The sequence below is a fragment of the Vibrio porteresiae DSM 19223 genome (assembly GCF_024347055.1).
In the GTDB taxonomy this organism is placed as follows: Bacteria; Pseudomonadota; Gammaproteobacteria; order Enterobacterales; family Vibrionaceae; genus Vibrio; species Vibrio porteresiae.
Genome location: NZ_AP024895.1, coordinates 1,263,963 through 1,281,328, shown reverse-complemented (window position 1 = coordinate 1,281,328; position 17,366 = coordinate 1,263,963). Strand labels below are relative to the sequence as shown.

General features: G+C 46.4%; 14 protein-coding genes. 2 read left to right on the top strand and 12 right to left on the bottom strand.

The features are described from left to right. Positions 1-4: 4 nt before the first annotated feature. From OCV11_RS05960 to OCV11_RS05920, 9 genes are all read right to left on the bottom strand, one after another. The gene (locus tag OCV11_RS05960) at positions 5-2,422 is read right to left on the bottom strand and encodes a DMSO/selenate family reductase complex A subunit (protein WP_261895645.1); all 2,418 of its coding nucleotides are present in this window, start codon (positions 2,420-2,422) and stop codon (positions 5-7) included. Between the two features lie 874 nt (positions 2,423-3,296). Then, the gene (locus OCV11_RS05955; protein ID WP_261895643.1) at positions 3,297-3,767 is read right to left on the bottom strand and encodes a YhcH/YjgK/YiaL family protein; all 471 of its coding nucleotides are present in this window, start codon (positions 3,765-3,767) and stop codon (positions 3,297-3,299) included. Positions 3,768-3,904: 137 nt separating this feature from the next. Continuing rightward, positions 3,905-5,071: a M20 family metallopeptidase gene (locus tag OCV11_RS05950; RefSeq protein ID WP_261895641.1), complete on the bottom strand. Its 1,167-nt coding sequence runs from the start codon at positions 5,069-5,071 to the stop codon at positions 3,905-3,907. Next, the gene (locus OCV11_RS05945) at positions 5,068-6,480 is read right to left on the bottom strand and encodes a M20 family metallopeptidase (protein ID WP_261895640.1); all 1,413 of its coding nucleotides are present in this window, start codon (positions 6,478-6,480) and stop codon (positions 5,068-5,070) included. Before OCV11_RS05945 ends, OCV11_RS05950 begins: the two co-directional genes overlap by 4 nt. A 99-nt stretch (positions 6,481-6,579) precedes the next feature. Next, positions 6,580-7,407 carry an ATP-binding cassette domain-containing protein gene (locus OCV11_RS05940; RefSeq protein WP_261895639.1) on the bottom strand — a complete coding sequence of 276 codons (828 nt, stop codon included), beginning with the start codon at positions 7,405-7,407 and terminating at the stop codon, positions 6,580-6,582. Then, positions 7,407-8,414, bottom strand: coding sequence for an ABC transporter ATP-binding protein (locus OCV11_RS05935; RefSeq protein ID WP_261895638.1), 1,008 nt, complete (start codon positions 8,412-8,414; stop codon positions 7,407-7,409). Before OCV11_RS05935 ends, OCV11_RS05940 begins: the two co-directional genes overlap by 1 nt. A 16-nt stretch (positions 8,415-8,430) precedes the next feature. After that, a complete protein-coding gene (locus OCV11_RS05930; RefSeq protein ID WP_261895637.1) occupies positions 8,431-9,333 on the bottom strand; it encodes an ABC transporter permease in 903 nt (300 codons plus the stop codon). Positions 9,334-9,347: 14 nt separating this feature from the next. Further along, the gene (locus OCV11_RS05925; RefSeq protein ID WP_225252191.1) at positions 9,348-10,265 is read right to left on the bottom strand and encodes an ABC transporter permease; all 918 of its coding nucleotides are present in this window, start codon (positions 10,263-10,265) and stop codon (positions 9,348-9,350) included. Positions 10,266-10,297: 32 nt separating this feature from the next. Continuing rightward, positions 10,298-11,824, bottom strand: coding sequence for an ABC transporter substrate-binding protein (locus tag OCV11_RS05920; protein ID WP_261895636.1), 1,527 nt, complete (start codon positions 11,822-11,824; stop codon positions 10,298-10,300). 314 nt (positions 11,825-12,138) lie between these two features. On the opposite strand from OCV11_RS05920, the gene OCV11_RS05915 reads away from it, so the two are divergent. Beyond that, on the top strand, positions 12,139-13,068 hold the full coding sequence (locus tag OCV11_RS05915; RefSeq protein WP_261895635.1) for a LysR family transcriptional regulator: 930 nt from the start codon (positions 12,139-12,141) through the stop codon (positions 13,066-13,068). 244 nt (positions 13,069-13,312) lie between these two features. Then, positions 13,313-14,275 carry a transposase gene (locus OCV11_RS05910; protein WP_261895634.1) on the top strand — a complete coding sequence of 321 codons (963 nt, stop codon included), beginning with the start codon at positions 13,313-13,315 and terminating at the stop codon, positions 14,273-14,275. A gap of 346 nt (positions 14,276-14,621) precedes the next feature. Here OCV11_RS05910 and OCV11_RS05905 read toward each other — a convergent pair whose 3' ends face one another. The 3 genes from OCV11_RS05905 to OCV11_RS05895 form a co-directional block, all read right to left on the bottom strand. Further along, positions 14,622-15,815 (bottom strand): amino acid aminotransferase, encoded by a 1,194-nt coding sequence (locus OCV11_RS05905; RefSeq protein WP_261895632.1) that lies wholly within the window; start codon positions 15,813-15,815, stop codon positions 14,622-14,624. 18 nt (positions 15,816-15,833) lie between these two features. Further along, complete coding sequence (locus OCV11_RS05900; protein ID WP_261895631.1) at positions 15,834-16,475, bottom strand: YitT family protein; 642 nt, start codon at positions 16,473-16,475, stop codon at positions 15,834-15,836. Positions 16,476-16,613: 138 nt separating this feature from the next. Then, positions 16,614-17,078, bottom strand: coding sequence for an Lrp/AsnC family transcriptional regulator (locus OCV11_RS05895; protein ID WP_261895630.1), 465 nt, complete (start codon positions 17,076-17,078; stop codon positions 16,614-16,616). Positions 17,079-17,366 lie beyond the last annotated feature (288 nt).

Here is a 17,366-nt window from a genome sequence, read left to right as displayed (position 1 = left end):
TTACTTAAGCCTTCTCAATTTCAACCATGTTGGTGTGCTGTGGGTTACCTTTTGCTAAAGGTGATAAACGGTGACTGGTTAATGAGTTAATGCAACCGCCAATATCAACGCCATTTTTCACGACTGACCAAACACCTTCTGGCATCGCAGTAACGCCCGGCAAAATACGGTGCGTGACTTTTGCTTCAATCATCGCTACGCCACGATCGTTATACACTTTGACCAAGTCGTTGTTTTTGATGCCACGTTCTTGCGCGTCAATGGGGTTGGTCCAAATTTGGTTTGGTACCGCTTCTTTCAGTACACCCACGCTAGCGTAAGTTGAGTGAGCATGACCTTTAGTATGGAAACCCGATAGTTGTAGCGGATATTTGTTCGCTACCTCTTGGTCCCAAATGGTGTCTTTCACCGCTAAGAATTCAGGAATCGCTGGAATTCGGTCACCTTCAGGTAGAGTCCAAGTCTCTTGCAAATGCTGTAGCGCTGCAGAATAGATCTCAACTTTACCGGTTGGAGTGGTTAATGGGCTCGCTTCAGGGTTAGCGAAGAACTCACCCATTACTGGTTTCATTGCTTCTGGAGAGAGGAACTGCTCCACAATACCTGTACCACGAACTTGCTCAAATGGTGGCAAATGAGGACGCGCTTTACGTACTTGTTCGTAATGCAATTCTACCCACTGTGCTTGAGTGCGACCTTCAGTGAACTGCTCTTCAATACCCAGATGGCGAGCAATATCCGCACACAGATCATAAGTACTGCGACATTCCCACATTGGAGTAATGGTGTTCTCCATTGAGATCATGTATTGGTGCGCACCAGCATGTGAGTTACCTACTAGGTCACTTGATTCCAGATACGCAGTTTCAGGTAACAAAATGTCAGCAAACTTCGCTGTTGCCGTCATGTGGTTATCAATCACGATGATGGTTTCACACAAAGTATCGTCTTCAAGAATTTCACGAGTACGGTTGAGCTGGCCATGTTGGTTAGCCAACACGTTGCCTGCTTGGTTGACGATCATCTTGATACCCACGTTTAACTTGTCCGCACCTTTCAAGTCGTGAGTATTGGCAGTGATGGTTTCTGGATGCGCAATCGCATCAGTCCACACGTACACTGGGATCTTAATCGCCACTTTGTTTGCTGGCGAAGGCAAATAAGGCACTTTGTAGTTTGGACCGTGTGGCCAGTTACCGTTGTTAGTACCTAAGCGACCAAATTGGTTGGCGATGATGGGTAAAATTTGAATCGCACGAACGGTTTGCTCACCGTTACCATGACGTTGCGGCCCCCAACCTTGACAAATATACGCCGCTTTCGCGCTCGCGATTTCACGTGCCAGCTGTTTGATACGAGCAACAGGAATACCCGTGATAGCGGAAGCCCATTCAGGTGTCTTCTCAATACCGTCATCACCTTGGCCTAGCACGTAATCTTTGTAGCTCGCGTTTTTCTTCGCTGATGCTGGCAATGTTGCCGCACTGTAACCTACTGCGTACTTGTTGATTTGATCTTCGTCGATAAGGTCTTCACCAATCATGGTGTGCACCAAAGCTGCAACCAATGCCGCATCCGCGGTTGGGCGAATCGGAATCCACTCAGCATTTTCTACCACAGCAGAATCGGTGTAACGTGGGTCGATGACAATCACGCGAGCGTGAGATTTTTCCAATGCACGACGTAGCTCTTCTACCTGACCGCCGCCAGACATACGAGTTTCCGAAACGTTCAGACCGAACAGCACAACCAAATCAGAGTGAGCGATTTGAGTAAAGTTCGCCCCTTCGTACTTACCGTAAGTGTAAGTAGTCGCTTTAGCGATTTGCGCAGTGGAATAAGTATTGAAGTAATCCATGTAACCACCAGCACACGCCAACAGACGTTTCCATGCTGGGCGACCTTGAGTGTGGTAAAACGCGCCAGTGCCGTATTGGTAGAAGATCGCTTCGTTACCGTATTTATTGCTGATACGTTCGATCTCTGCAGCAATGTACTGCGTCGCTTCTTCCCAAGAGATACGTTTAAACTTGCCTTCCCCGCGTTTGCCAATACGTTTCATTGGGTATTTCAAACGGTCTGGGTTATATACGCGAAATTTGTTAGAACGACCACGTAAACAAGGACGAATAGTGTGTTCACCGAACACGCTTTCATCGGTTGGTAATTCAGGTTCAACTTGAACGATACGATCATTTTCAACTCGTACACGCAGTGCACAACGACTACCACAGTTCACTAAGCAAGCGCTGTGTTTGTAAGTCACACCAGATTGTAGTGCCACTGACTGTGCCAAGGCTTTTTTGGAAAATGGTAAAGTGGTGAGTGTAGAAAGCAATGCAGAACCTGCACCGATCTTCCCTGAATACTCGAGTAGTTTACGTCGTGTGGTTTCGACGTTGAGGAAGGACAACTTGCTCATGGAATACTCCGCTTAATAACCCCAATGACATCTGGTCCATAAGGAGGAATGAGCGCATTCACAATCAGGTTACTCTCATCGCTCGATATGGTGATGTATAAGAAAAACGTTTGTTTTAATTCAATAGATTGATGCAATAAATGATGTGGTTTTTATTATTTAAAAATATGAACAATCTGTATGAAAATAGCGTAACCATGAACAGGGCTCAGATATATGATTTAGATCATCTGCATGCGAATAATCTTAATTAAATTCACCATTTTAAGTATGTAATGAGAATTAATTTCAATTAAAATAGACAATAATAAACACGTTGTATAATATTTTATCTATCATTATAAGTAATACTAATAACAGCTATAAAAAATATAAATAATCATGGCTTTATAATAAAATCATACAGTTATAAAAATAAAGCACAATAATTAACCGACGTGTAATAATTTGCAACCACACAAAGAAAGACTATTTTACTCAGGTTAAATAATGATAATTCGGCTCATTTTTCTCGTATCTATAACCTATATTTTCTATGTTTTAATATTATCAAATGATAACTAAATAACCGTGGTTATTAGATGAATGATATGAACCAAAAATGAATAGATATACCCAAATAACCTTCTTAGCTATTGGCTGATTTTCGCTGGGAAAGGATGATGTCTGCAAATCACCCCAAAAGCTTATCATTACCGACACGCTTTTATGACGCGATTTGCACAGAGCAAGACTCTAACTAACTGTTCCTAAATATAGGTCTTAGGCCAATGCTAAACGCTGACTCGCATTAACCCATCCATGAGCTCCTCTTTGCCATCTTTGGCAAAGAGGGTCTGCTTATCAGAACTGGATCATGAGTAGCAACGGTTGTTTAGATGAGGATATCTTTGTGAACTTTGATGATGGCTTTACGAATCGGTGCTGGCGTGTCATTACCAGCCACAAGAGGACGGTGAGGTTGACCTGGATAGAACACAATCAAATCGCCCGCACCTAGAGTGACAAAGCGTTCGTTTTGCAATTGCAGACTGAACGCCAAATCTTTCTCAGCCAACATATCGTTATCTAAACCAGTAAAGGGTTGGGTGCTGTAACCAAACGTCTCTTCACCTTCCAAAAGACATTGCACATCAAGGTATTGGCGGTGACACTCAGGAATGCGTTCACTGATAGGGTGAGTTTGGTCATGAACGAGCATAAAAAAGGCGTTATCTCCTTCGAGAGCATAACGTCCATCTTCTAAACCACTATTCACTTTGTCGAAAACTTGGTTGATGAGAGAAACCAATTTAGGATGCAAGGCGCGAGTAAAAGACAACTCCGCTTGGGTCGCGATAAACATAACTTCTTCCTTAGCAACAATGATTGCTAAGCATGATAACCAGCTTACCGCAGCCGGTAAACTGGTTTTGAAACAGTGTTTCTAATTACGTGATGAACACTCCAGCTTAACCGCTTAAAGGCTCAACACTTAATAACTTAACCAATCGCACAGCAGCAACGCGCAACAATCAGTGCGCGAGGTACAAAGGTAGTTAAGTCACAAAATTCCCGCTCCGTATGAGCATAACCACCCACCGGGCCCGTTGCGCAAAGCGTTGGAATGCCCATCGAAGAGGTCCAGCCGGCATCCGAGCAGCCTCCGGTAAACTCCCCATCTACGGTAATACCGAGCGCTAGCGCTTCTTCTTTATACAGACTCAACAATGAACGGCTCATCGGCTCTTCAAAGGGAACAAAGCCCGCATTTTTATGCCAAGCGATAGTCGAGTTTGCTCGCTGCGCCGCAGTAACACATTGGGTGATTTGCTCTTCTAGCCACTCCCCTTGTGTTGCAGTGAGATACCGGACATCCAATTTCGCACTGGCGTATTGCGCTACCGTATTGGGTGTTGTGCCGCCACTAATCACCCCCACGTTGGTGGTGATGCCCGCATCGTAATCGGTTAAGGCATGTAACTTTTGAATCAGGTCAGCCAAGATACCAATGGCGCTGATCCCATCTTGGTGACTCACACCCGCATGTGCGGCTCTTCCTGTCACTTCAAATGTGTACGTTGCCCCACCTTTACGGGCGTTAACCACGTTACCCGAGATACGTCCCGGTTCAGCATTAAACACCGCCTTAGCCCCTTCCACGTGTTGATAGATAACGTGTCGCCCTTGTGGCGATCCAATCTCTTCATCAGTAGTTGCCAGCAGCATCAATTGCAATGGCAGGGTTTTACCACTGGCCATTTGGTAGTGGTGAAAGGCTTGCAAGATAAAGCAGTTCATCACAATGCCCGCTTTCATATCAGTCACACCTGGGCCCATCGCCTTGCCATCTTGCTCAGTGTAAGGGCGTTTTAATACTTCACCAGTCGGAAATACCGTGTCCATATGCCCAGAAAGTACCACAGGAGCCGCACTTGGGTCGCCAACACACGCTTTGACTGCGTAGGTTTCATGATCGGTAAGCAATGCAGCATCAATCCCAGCATCGGTTAACTGCTTAATCACCCGTTGCGCCACAGCAAGACGCCCCGGTTCATTAAGGCTGTATGAGTCGATATCCACCAACTCTTGCAGTAATTGGCGCATCGGTTCGTACTGCTCTTGCAACCATTCACTAACGAAGGTCATCATTTTATTGGTGTCACTCATTGACGCATCTCCTTAATTTGTTGACCATTTTCTGCTAGATCCCAAAATACCCCGGTCATGATTTGCAAAGATTGTTTCATCACCGATCCCAAACAGTGTTCGTTCGGGCCGTGTTGCAAACACGCTGGATAAGAGTGCGGGATCCACAAAGTAGGTAGGCCTAAGGTAATGGCAAAGCTCGCATTCGGTAGTGACCCACCGAGGTTAGGAATCAGTGAGGCGGGTTGGCCAGTGGTGGTTAAAATTGAGCTCATCGCCCACTCAACCCATGGGTCGGTAGGGTCAAGACGGGTCGCCTCCATCTGCACCACACCACTGGTGGTCACTGCCACATCGTCAAAACCGTGTGCCACTAAATGTTCGCGGATAATATCAATAAAACGATCGGCTTGGCTGCCCACCACATAACGCAGCTGACCATGCAAACTGGCTTTGCCCGGAATCGCATTGGCTGGCGCCTCTGGGTTACCGGCATGGCAGGCCAAGATTTCTAGCGTATTCCAACCAAACACACGCTCGGCAGGTGTTAAGCCTGGTTCGCCCCAATGGGCTGATAATTCAGGGTCATTGGCACCAGCGCCAACAGGAATGTGTTTCACTGCCTCACGCACCGCGTCAGGCAGAGAGCTGGGTAAAAGATCCGGCACTAAGATACGTCCGTTGGCATCGACCATGGAACTCCACGCGTTCATCAATCGTGTTGCCGAATTCGAGAGCAATCCGCCCCAGTTACCTGAGTGGTGTGAGCCTTCCCGTGCTTTGACGGTCAAATCAAAATTGAGCGAGCCACGTGAGCCCAAAAAGAGAGTGGGATAATCAGCGCCTACCCGAGGGCCATCAGAGGCGATGAAAAGATCCGCTGCTAGGCGATCTTTGTATTGCTGACAAAAAAGGTCGAGCCCCGGAGAGCCAGCTTCTTCCCCCATCTCTAGCAACACTTTGACGTTAAAGCCCAGCTCACCTTTCACATCGAGCAGATTTTTCAGCGCGGCTAAATTCACGCTGTGCTGGCCTTTGTTATCCGCTGTGCCGCGGCCATACCAGAAATCACCATCCACAGTCAGTTGCCAAGGTTTTAACCCCTCGCGCCACTGCTCATCATAGCCACGCACCACATCACCATGACCGTAGGTGAGTAGCGTGATTTTTTCGGGGTCTTCAATCCGTTCAGCAAGTAACAGCGGCCATGCCATCGGGTCATCCGCCCCTGGGTTGGGCAATATCTCGCACGCAAAGCCCATCTGCTGCAAATAAGGGATCATTTGCGACTTAAGATAATCGGTTAGCGCTGGGTAACCCGCTGGGGTTTGGCTTTCACTGTGCACCGCAACACGTTCAGTCAGCAGGCGTAAAAAAGCCCCTGATTCAAAATATTCAGTCACACTGTCGATGGCAAGTTGACGAGTCATGGGTAATCTCCTTTTTTGAGACGAGAGACGCCGTCCTTGGCTTTGATGCAAGGCGTCTCTACTTATAATTTTGGCCAATTATGGGATTGGCTTATCGCACTAGCTGGCTTTCGACCAGACCAAATCTTGGGGATTGGGCAGTCCAAGATCTGGGTCAGGCGTTAAAATCGATGCCAATAAGGTTTTGGTATAAGGATGCTGCGGATCGTGGAAAATCTGCTCCCGCTCCCCTTGCTCGACAATTCGCCCCTGATGCATCACCGCCACTCGGTCAGAGAGATACTCCACCACGGCTAAGTTGTGGCTGATGAACAGATAGGTCAAACCAAGCTCCTGCTTCAGCTCCATCAGCAAATTAAGAATCTGTGCCTGCACCGACACATCCAATGCGGACGTCGGTTCATCACAAATCAAAATGCTGGGTTTAAGAATCAAGGCGCGAGCAATCGCAACACGTTGCCGCTGCCCACCAGAAAGCTGCCCAGGAAACTGCTCTAACAGTCGATCTGGCAAGCCGACTTTGCGTGCAATGTCCACCACCATACGTTCCTGCTCCGCACGGTTACCGACGCCATGCAAAACCAAAGGTAAACGAATGATATCTTTGACTCGTTTACGCGGATTCAGTGATGAGTAAGGGTCTTGAAACACAGGCTGAATCACTTTTGCCAGCGCCATGCGATCGCTGAGATCCATCTCTTTATCGTGAATCAGTACGTTCCCTTCACTGGGTGCCAATAAGCCCAAGATCATTTTCGATAAGGTACTTTTGCCACAGCCGGATTCACCCACTAGCCCCAGCACTTCTCCCGGTCGCAGACGCAAATTGACTTTATTGACCGCAGTGAAGCGTTTTTTCTCTTTCCACAAGCCTTTACTCACTTCGAAGTGGCGAGTGAGATCGCACAGTTCTAACGCATATTCCATTACGACGCCTCCTGTACTGGATAAACAGTGATAGGACAACGAACCCAATGTTGTTGCCCACGTTTTTCAAGTTGTGGCTGACACTCTTGGCAGCGACTGTTCGCTTGTTCGCAGCGATTGGCAAATGCACAACCTATGGTCTCACCGACCAAACTGGGCACAACGCCATGAATGGTGGCTAACGCTTCACCCGGTTTGGTTTTGCCTGGAATCGGAATGCAATTCAATAAGCCACGAGTGTAAGGGTGTTTAGGTTGCGCGAAGATTTCTTTGACGGTTGCCGTTTCGACAATTTGTCCGGCGTACATCACAGCAACTCGGTCAGCAATACGCGCCACTACACCAAGATCGTGGGTAATGAAAATAACCGCCGTACCAAACTCTTGTTGCAACTCACGAATCAGAGTGAGTATCTGCGCTTGTATGGTCACGTCCAATGCCGTGGTCGGTTCATCGGCGATGATCAAATCCGGTTCACACATCAAGGCCATCGCAATCATTATGCGCTGTCTTAACCCACCAGATAATTCATGGGGATATTGATTAAGACGCTCTTCTGGGAACGGGACACCCGCCCTCTTGAGCAGATAAAGTGCCCGTTCATTAGCCTCTTTACGTGACACTTTTTTGTGGTTGATGATCCCTTCAGTCAGTTGGTCACCCAATTTATAAGAGGGATTTAGCGAGGTCATAGGCTCTTGGAAAATCATCGACATATTAAGACCACGTAGCTTATTGCGATCTTTTTTCGACATGGTGAGCAGGTCATGACCTAAGAATTCGATTTTCTCCGCTTGGCACTTGGCCTTTTTCGGTAGGAGATCCATGAGCGCCATTGATGTCATCGATTTACCACAACCCGACTCTCCTACGATGCACAGCATTTCTCCTCGTTTGACCGAGAAATCGATACCACGCACCGCATTTAAAGGGCCGTTTGCTGTTGGTAAAGAGACTTTGAGCTGTTTGACTTCCAGTAAGGTCTCTTGCGCATATTGTTCTTGCATAACTCCTCCTTGAGCCTTAGCTACGGTTTTGTGGCGCGTTAAGGTCACGTAAACCATCACCAACCAAGTTAATCGCCATCACCAACACCATCAGGGCAATCCCAGGAATCGCAATCACCCAAGGTTGGAAAAACATGTACGCTTTGCCTTCCGCCACCATCAATCCCCACGATGGCAAAGGAGGTTGAACGCCAAGACCCAAGAAAGACAAGGTCGCTTCCAATAAGATGGCGTGCGCCATTTCCAAGGTCACAACCACAATCAAAGGGCTCAAAATATTGGGTAATAACTCTTTAACTAAGATGTAAGGTGTTGAAGCGCCTAGCACTTTGGCGGAGGCAATAAATTCGGCATCGCGCAGCTGCTGAGTTGTTGCACGCGCAACCACCGCAAAGCGGTCCCAGAGCAATACCCCCAACAATATGATCACCATCTGCAATGAGCCCCCAACCAAAGAAGCCATGGCCAACGCGACCAAAATCACCGGCATAGAGAGACGAGTGGTAATCAAATAGCTGATGATCGCATCGGTTTTGCCACCAAAGTAACCAGCTAAAATGCCAAGCGTGGTACCGATTAACCCTGACAGCATCGCTGTTGCCAGACCAATCGTCATGGAGATTTGTGCGCCATACAGTAGGCGGCTTAGGTAATCGCGCCCAAGTTTATCGGTGCCAAGAACGTGATCCCACGAACCTTTGTCCTGCCATACCGGCGGGATCATACGTTGGGTAACATCTTGGGCATAAGGGTCATGCGGGGCGATAATGGGTGCGAGCAGTGCGCCGAGCACCACCACCAGCAATACCGCCGCACCCAGCGTTAAGCTGTGATGGCCAAGGATTTGATTTAACCCTTTACGCCACGCAGGAACTTCCGGTAATGCGGCATGAGCAGAACTCATCACGGTTGCGTTCATAGTCAATCTCCTTATCAAGCGATGCGCAATTTAGGGTCGAGCGCCGCATTCAGCATGTCGGCAAGAAAGGTCAATACGATATAAAACAGCGCGATAAGCAGAACAATCGCTTGCACCACTGGATAATCGTTACGGGAGATCGAATCCCAAGCCAGCTGCCCTAGCCCTTGCAATGAGAAAATCGATTCCACAACCACTGAGCCACCCAGCATAAAGCCCAACTCCACAGCCAGCAGTGCAACGACCGGAATCACCGCATTACGCAGCGCATGTTTGAGCACCACTTTGGTTTCACTGATGCCTTTGGCGCGGGCGGTACGAATATAGTCAGAACCAAGCACTTCCAGCATCCCTGTGCGAGTTAAGCGCATAATCGATGGGGTTGCGTAGTAGCCCAGAGCAATGGCTGGCAAAACAAAGTGTTGCCATGTTTGGTTACCCGCAACGGGTAGCCAGTGCAGCGTCACCGCAAAGATGATGATCAGCACTAAGCTAAAAAAGAAACTTGGCATGGCTTGACCAAACACCGCAATCATCAGCGCTAAACGGTCAATCCATGTGTCTTGTTTGATCGCCGCAATCACTCCCAGTGGAATGGCAATCAGCGTAGCAACCGCTAATGCAATACCACCAAGCGTCATGGTGATCGGTAAACGAGTGCTGATCAAATCACTGACCGACTCAGGGAAGTAATAGGAGTTGCCAAAATCAAAATGCAACGCTCCCCATAACCAATGCAGATACTGAATCATGATCGGATCGTTTAATCCAAATTGAATCCGTACCTGTTCAACCTGCTCTGCTGTTGCTTCTGGCCCAGCAATGGCCGTAGCTAAATCGCCGGATAAGTGCAGCAACATGAAACAGACGATGGAGACAGTGAAGGCCACTCCAATGGCCATGCACAATCGACGCAATAGATATTTAAGCATAGTGTTCCTCCCTTCCCTGAGATAACAAGTGATTACTTCCAGCTAGCTTCCCAAAAACGTGGCAGCTCGTCTGGATAGGCTTTAAAGTTCAGGTCTGAGGTAAAGGCGTAGTTACTTGAGTAAGTAAACATCGGTGCCCAGTAGGCGTTTTTGGTGATTTTCTCAATCGCCTCGCCATAGAGCTTCTTACGTTCAGTTGGATCAACCGAGGTATCCGCCTGCTCTAACCATTTGATCACTTGTGGATCTTTATCTTCATCGTCTGCACCACCTTTAAAGTAGACACTCACGATAGCCGATGCATCGTTGATGGAATAAGAGCCCCAAGTTTGGAAAGCCATTGGCACTTTGCCTGAACGTTGTTGGTCACGGAGTGCGGCGTAGCTGAGGTAATGCAATTTGGCGCGAATGCCAATTTTACGCAGGTCACCAATGACCGCTTCCACATAATCGCGATCGCGATAGGCGTAGATATCGGTATCAAACCCTTTTGGATAGCCAGCTTCTGCGAGTAACGCTTTGGCTTTCTTAGGATCGTATTTGTACGACACGGCTTTATCGACGGCGCAACCAAATTGGTCAGGGAAACATGGGGCATCTAATGGGCGACTGCCACCACGAACCAAGGCGTTAGCGAGTGCATCACGCTTGATTGCATAGTTAACTGCTTCACGCACTTTCAAATCTTTAAATGGTGAATCAGCTTGGTCAGTGCCACGGCTGTTCAATGTCAAAAAGCCCACACGCATGGTTTCACTGCTGAGCACAGAAACGTTTGGCATCTGTTTCAATTGGTCGGCTTGGTCGGAAGGAACACGCCAAATCCAATCCACTTGGCCCGTCATGAGCTGAGCAACGCGAGTGTCCGGGTCTGGGATCATCACAAAGTTGATTTTGCCAATCTTAGGCTGACCAATTGGGCTCTCTTTGAAGTAGTCTGGGTTTTTCACCATTTCTACTTCTTGACCACTGATGACTTTGACAATTTTGTACGGCCCAGTACCAATTGGCGCTTTATCAAAGCCAGCAAGACCGACCTTTTTAAAGTACTTTTCAGGATAGATAGGCAGCGGACCAGAGAGGTATTCGATTGCAGCAGGGAAAGGTTGTTTTAGTACAAACTCAGCGGTGTAATCGTCGATTTTATTGACGTGATCAATCCAGTTGATGTTTTGCAGGGTAACCACTTTGGAACTTGGGTCGAGGGCGTAATTAAAGGTGAAAGCCACATCATCAGCACTAAACGGGTCGCCGTTTTGGAACTTCACATCGTTACGCAGTTTGACCACTAAGTGCGTTGGATCTTTCCATTCCCACTCTGTCGCGAGCATTGGTTCATATTTGCCCGATGCTGGATCGCGGTAAATTAGAGTGTCCCACGCTAAGTGTCCCAGAATTACCCCTTCACGTAAGTTATTGTGATAAGGACTGATATTTTCTGGCCAACTGTTTGAGGCGTAAGTCAATGTGTCATCTGATTTACCAGCAAACGCGCTGGCCGATGCCACTGCAAGAGTTGAAGCGATAACAAGAGAGAGTCCATGTTTAACCAGAGTCATAAGCATTTCCTTATACTTGAGTACTCGTTAATCCATCCCTTTCTGCACATATTCAAGCCGTGTATAGCAGTGCACTTCTTGAATAAGACTACGCTAACCGGGAGCGTAAAAGTGAATGACTGGGCCGAAAAATTTGCGACAAAACAGTCAGTTGATGTAAGCAAGCGTTGACCAAAAATCATTCACTTTGATTTCATACTATGTTATTAAAAACCTTGCCACAATTAGTAAATCAGCAACAAAGCATTGCCAAACCAGCAACGCAATTGCTTCATTTTTGGGCACCAAATTGGTGAAGGAAAGGAATCAAAGCCATGGCATCTCTCTATCAACTCACAGCACCTGCGATACGCTACTTTCTCGCCGTAGCCAAATGCGGCTCGATCAGCGAAGCATCTGCGCACCTAAATGTGGCAACCAGTGCCATCAGCCGCCAAATATCGGCGCTGGAAGACCAAATTGGCACGCCATTATTTGAGCGAAAACCTCGCGGAATGACCTTAAGTGCCGCTGGCGAACTGCTCGCCGCTTACGCCCGTAAAGTTCAACTGGACACACACCGTGTCATTGGCGAAATCGATGCGTTAGAGGGATTGCAAAAAGGCAAAGTGATCGTTGCCTCAACCGAAGGGTTTAGCATGGAGTTTCTGCCTTTTTGCATCAAAGACTTTCAACAGCAATTTCCAGGCATTCACTTTCAAGTTGATGTTTTTCCACCAAGAGAAGTCTCCAAAGCGGTACAAAACGGCGATGCCGATATTGGGCTCGCGTTTAGTTTTAGTCCCACCCCAAACATTCGTGTGGTGCACTCTCAGCAAGCGCCTATTCGAGCCCTTATTCCCATCGGGCATCCTCTTGCCAATAAAAAGCGTGTTTCGCTACGCCAAATTTGCGCTTATCCATTGGCTCTGCCTTATCCAGACACCACAGTGCGCCAACTGTTTGATATTTGTGCCAGTCAGCAAGGCTTGAGCTACGAGCCTGCTCTGGTGAGTAACTATATGTCGGCATTGAATCAATACACCGTTTCCGGCGCTGGAATTTCACTCTCTGGGGAAATTTCAGTACGACGTATGATTCGTCAACATTGGTTTGAATCGATCCCAATCAGCGATAAAGGCATGGGAATTAGAAACTTAGAAGTGCAAGTGTTAGCAGGGCGAACCCTACCTAAAGCTGTCGCATCGTTTTGTGATTTCATCATTAATGAGATGAATCGCAACCTAGAGCAGGAGGTTGAGTAACTCCCCCTTAACGGGACACACACCGACACATAGTTTTTTAAACGAGCTTTTTTAAACTGGACACACACCCACAGTAATGCTGTGTGTCCCGTTTATTGCTCTTTATTGATTCACAAGTATTAATACTCACTCAACACCGATTTTGCAGCGTAGTGCGAATAAGATCCAAACAAATGCTCGATACACTGGCATTTTATACAGTATCCGTCATGATCCTGATGTTTTCTTGATAGGAGTACATCACGTGACAACCGCCCGCTCACAGCAAATTCATCCCGACATTACGCCTTATTATCACTGTGTTTCTCGCTGTGTGCGTCGCTCATTTCTATGTGGAGAAGATAGCTTTACGGGCCAATCGTATGAACATCGAAGAGCATGGATTGAAGAGAGAATACTCACACTCGGCTCGGTGTATTGCATTGATGTATGTGCTTATGCGGTGATGAGTAATCATTATCACATCGTGGTTCATATTGATAAAAAGAAAGGCAAAGATCTTTCTGATCATGAAGTTATTGAACGATGGTGTTCAGAACATGACTCTCCAAGCATTATAAAAAAATTCAAATCTCATCAGATAATGACGGATACCGAAAAGCAGGTTTGTTCTGAGATCATCACGATATGGCGAGAACGATTATCTTCTATTAGTTGGTTTATGAAAGAGTTAAACCATGGCATCGCCGTGCAAGCGAACAAAGAAGATCAATGCACAGGCCGATTTTGGGAAGGGAGATTTAAATCACAAGCATTACTTGATGAAAAAGCACTCTTAGCTGCGATGGCTTACGTCGATCTTAATCCTGTCCGAGCGAACACGGCCAAGCTACCAGAAACATCAGAACATACATCGCTTAAATATCGCTTAGATTCATTGAAACTTTCGCAAAAACAACCTATTGCGTTGCTCCCTTTTGCTAGCGACCTTAACGAAAAATCATCTCACTCTATCCCATTTTCTTTTGTTGATTATTTGGAATTAGTAGATTGGATCGGACGACAAATTCGCGAAGATAAACAAGGGCATATTGAAAAAACTGAGCCTAAAATCTTGCAAAGATTAACCTTGTCTCACAAGGAGTACTATTGCGTATGTACCGCCCTAGAGAGCAAACCACGCCTTTGGATAGGCACTTCCGACAATATCGTAAATGCCAAGACAAAATTAGAACGTCAACGAATGGTCGCATTGGTCATTGCATAATTAACGAATAAACAAAAACCTACTCTCTAAAAACCCATCCACCACCTCAAAAAAACAGTGTAAGGGGTTGCCCTGCTGGCAATACTCATTCATCCCAATAACCCCCTTTTTATCAAAGACAGAAAGTTCATTGGTTTAGCCACAACTGAAAATGACGACCTATTATTCAAAATGAAGGTGTGTGTCCCTTTTAGCTGGACTCTTTTAGTTTTTTGGACTGTGGTGTGTGTCCTGTTGCAAAAGTGTGTGTCCCGCTAAAAAGAAAAAAGGCGACTTACCACAAGTCGCCAACACTTATAACACTTATCAAATTGATAACACTTTATAAGAAGAGAGAAATCTGTACTTACGCTACCGCAGCAAAAGCTTGTGCTACTTTCTCGATATTCGCAGCATTCAGACCAGCCACACACATACGGCCGCTGTTGATGAGATAAATGCCATGCTCTTCACGTAGCACAGTCACCTGCTCAACACTAAAACCTGTGTAGCTAAACATGCCTTTTTGTTTAATCAAGAAACTAAAATCTTTTTCAGGGCAAAGCGCTTGCAGGCGTTCGTATAGACCTTCACGTACTTCGCTCATACGCGCACGCATCGTGTCAACTTCTGCCAACCAAGTTGCTTTTAAGTCACTGTTAAGTACACAAGAGACCAAAACCGCACCGTATTTAGCTGGGCTTGAATAGTTGCGGCGAACAGTCGCTTTTAGTTGACCTTGAACGTTGGCAGCAACAGCTGCGTTTTCGCACACAACTGATAGACCACCAACACGCTCACCGTATAGAGAGAAGGTTTTAGAGAACGAGTTGCTCACCAAGAAAGTAGCATTAGTACGCTCAGCTAAAGCACGAATAACATGCGCATCTTCAGCGATGCCATCGGCGAAGCCTTGATAAGCCATATCAAAGAATGGGATCAATTGACGTTCAACCACCACTTTGATCACTTCGTCCCACTGTTGATTATTCAAATCAACCCCTGTTGGGTTGTGGCAACATGGGTGCAGTAGAACGATGGTTTTCTCTGGCAACTGACTCAACGTGTCCATCATGCCATCAAAGTTCAACAAGTTGGTTTCTGAGTTGTAGTAAGGGTATGTGGCTGTTTCAAAACCCGCACCTTGGAAAATGGCATGGTGGTTTTCCCATGTAGGATCGCTCACATACACTTTTGATTCTGGGAAATAATGATGAAGGAAATCTCCCCCGATCATCAAAGCGCCAGAGCCGCCAAGGCTTTGGATAGTTGCTACGCGACCTTGAGCTAAGGCTGGATGCTCATCACCAAACACCAAGGATTGCACCGCACTGCGGTAGGCTGGAATGCCATCCATCGGTAGGTATAAACAAGGTTGTTCTGGCTGTTGATTGTACTGCTCTTTTGCAGCATGTACCGAATCCAATGTTGGAATCGCACCATCTGCGTCGTAATAGAGACCAATACTCAGATTGACTTTTCCTTCACGCTCATCGGCGAAGAATTTTTCCATCAACGACAAAATTGGGTCGCCAGCATATGGCTTCACATGGTTTAACACAGTCATACTCCTTGTTGACTAAGCTTGGTAACGGTCTTTGCGATGGTTTAACGCAATAATAAGGTTGAGCAGTAAGCCACAAACGATGGATAAGAGCAATGCGTAGGTCCCAATTACCGACAGAGAAATGAGCATAATGACCACATCACATCCCATCAATAACCACCCCGCACGCAGCCCCGTGCGCTCTTGAATGTAAAGCGCCAGAATATTAAATCCACCTAGGCTTGCTTTGTGACGAAATAACACGATAAATCCTACACCAAATATACAGCCGCCGAACAGCGCGGCATAAAGCGGCTGCAGTGACGAAATCTGAATAAACTGACCTTGAATATTGGTGAAGAAAGAGACCAATCCGACCGCGAGAAACGTTTTTAGGGTGAACTGCCACCCCATGCGGCGAATAGCGAGATAATAGAACGGCAAATTGATGAGAAAAAAGACAGTGCCGAATTCAATATTAAATTTGTAGTGCAGAAACAGCGAAAGCCCTGCGGTACCACCAGTGATCATGCCAATCTGTTTGAGGAACATGACACCAAAAGCCACCATGCTTGAGCCAATCATGATAGCAATAACATCTTCAAACCAGCGGTGATCAATCTTGATAGCAGAAACATCCGCAGAGAGGCTCTGAGCGTTGGACGCTTGAGTCATAGTAACAATCCTTAGTTAATTCTCCGTTGCAGTTCATTAAACACTGCACACGGGCAAAATCAAGGATTATTTGCTCACTTATGCGAAATAAATGCATCATTTGAAATTATTTGCATGAAGTGAGCGGAAAAAACGGTATTAGCTAATTACGATGCCATTCTCTTTGACGCGATCAAGTACCACGGATGTTTTGATATGAGCAATCGTACGAGTACTGAAAATGCGGTTGATGAGATCGTTCAGATTCGCGAGGTCAGAAACGACACAACGAAGTGAATAGTCGCCATCACCTGTGGTTTTATAGGCATCGAAAATGGCAGCTTCACTGTGAATATATTCAAGAAAACGTCTAGCGTTTTCTTCTTCATGGCTAAGCAATTTAACTTCGACCATCGCCACCACTTCTTGTTTTAACGCTTGTGGGGACAAACGAGCTTGGTAGCCCAAGATCAACTGTTGCTGTTCTAACTGAATACGGCGACGTGAACATTGTGATGGAGATAAACCCACGAGTTCGCTAAGTTCCTGACTGGTTAAACGACCGTTCTCCTGAAGCAGAGTCAGCATTTTAATATCGTATTCGTCGATTTGATAAGAGCTCATAGATTCTTTTCCTGTACATCCTAAGGAACGACACCGCTGATATCCTTTATAACGCGGTTCTCATTTGTGATTTGATTAGACGATAGTAGTTGCTACTTTTCAATACGCTAGCGACATTTGGCTAAAAAAAGCCAAACAAGAGTGGAAAAGGACACACACCGTTAGCCTATGCCGAATAATTGATTGGACAATATATCAACGATTGCAACTTATTGATTTCAGTTATATATAAACCAATATGCATAAATTCTGACAAAAACATGACATATGTTTCAAGGTGTTTCAGAG

What these genes read in the sequence shown, in the direction of transcription:
- OCV11_RS05960 (WP_261895645.1), bottom strand. Translation starts at nt 2,422, where the DNA reads ATGAGCAAGTTGTCCTTCCTCAACGTCGAAACCACACGACGTAAACTA.
- OCV11_RS05955 (WP_261895643.1), bottom strand. Translation starts at nt 3,767, where the DNA reads ATGTTTATCGCGACCCAAGCGGAGTTGTCTTTTACTCGCGCCTTGCAT.
- OCV11_RS05950 (WP_261895641.1), bottom strand. Translation starts at nt 5,071, where the DNA reads ATGAGTGACACCAATAAAATGATGACCTTCGTTAGTGAATGGTTGCAA.
- OCV11_RS05945 (WP_261895640.1), bottom strand. Translation starts at nt 6,480, where the DNA reads ATGACTCGTCAACTTGCCATCGACAGTGTGACTGAATATTTTGAATCA.
- OCV11_RS05940 (WP_261895639.1), bottom strand. Translation starts at nt 7,407, where the DNA reads ATGGAATATGCGTTAGAACTGTGCGATCTCACTCGCCACTTCGAAGTG.
- OCV11_RS05935 (WP_261895638.1), bottom strand. Translation starts at nt 8,414, where the DNA reads ATGCAAGAACAATATGCGCAAGAGACCTTACTGGAAGTCAAACAGCTC.
- OCV11_RS05930 (WP_261895637.1), bottom strand. Translation starts at nt 9,333, where the DNA reads ATGAACGCAACCGTGATGAGTTCTGCTCATGCCGCATTACCGGAAGTT.
- OCV11_RS05925 (WP_225252191.1), bottom strand. Translation starts at nt 10,265, where the DNA reads ATGCTTAAATATCTATTGCGTCGATTGTGCATGGCCATTGGAGTGGCC.
- OCV11_RS05920 (WP_261895636.1), bottom strand. Translation starts at nt 11,824, where the DNA reads ATGACTCTGGTTAAACATGGACTCTCTCTTGTTATCGCTTCAACTCTT.
- OCV11_RS05915 (WP_261895635.1), top strand. Translation starts at nt 12,139, where the DNA reads ATGGCATCTCTCTATCAACTCACAGCACCTGCGATACGCTACTTTCTC.
- OCV11_RS05900 (WP_261895631.1), bottom strand. Translation starts at nt 16,475, where the DNA reads ATGACTCAAGCGTCCAACGCTCAGAGCCTCTCTGCGGATGTTTCTGCT.
- OCV11_RS05895 (WP_261895630.1), bottom strand. Translation starts at nt 17,078, where the DNA reads ATGAGCTCTTATCAAATCGACGAATACGATATTAAAATGCTGACTCTG.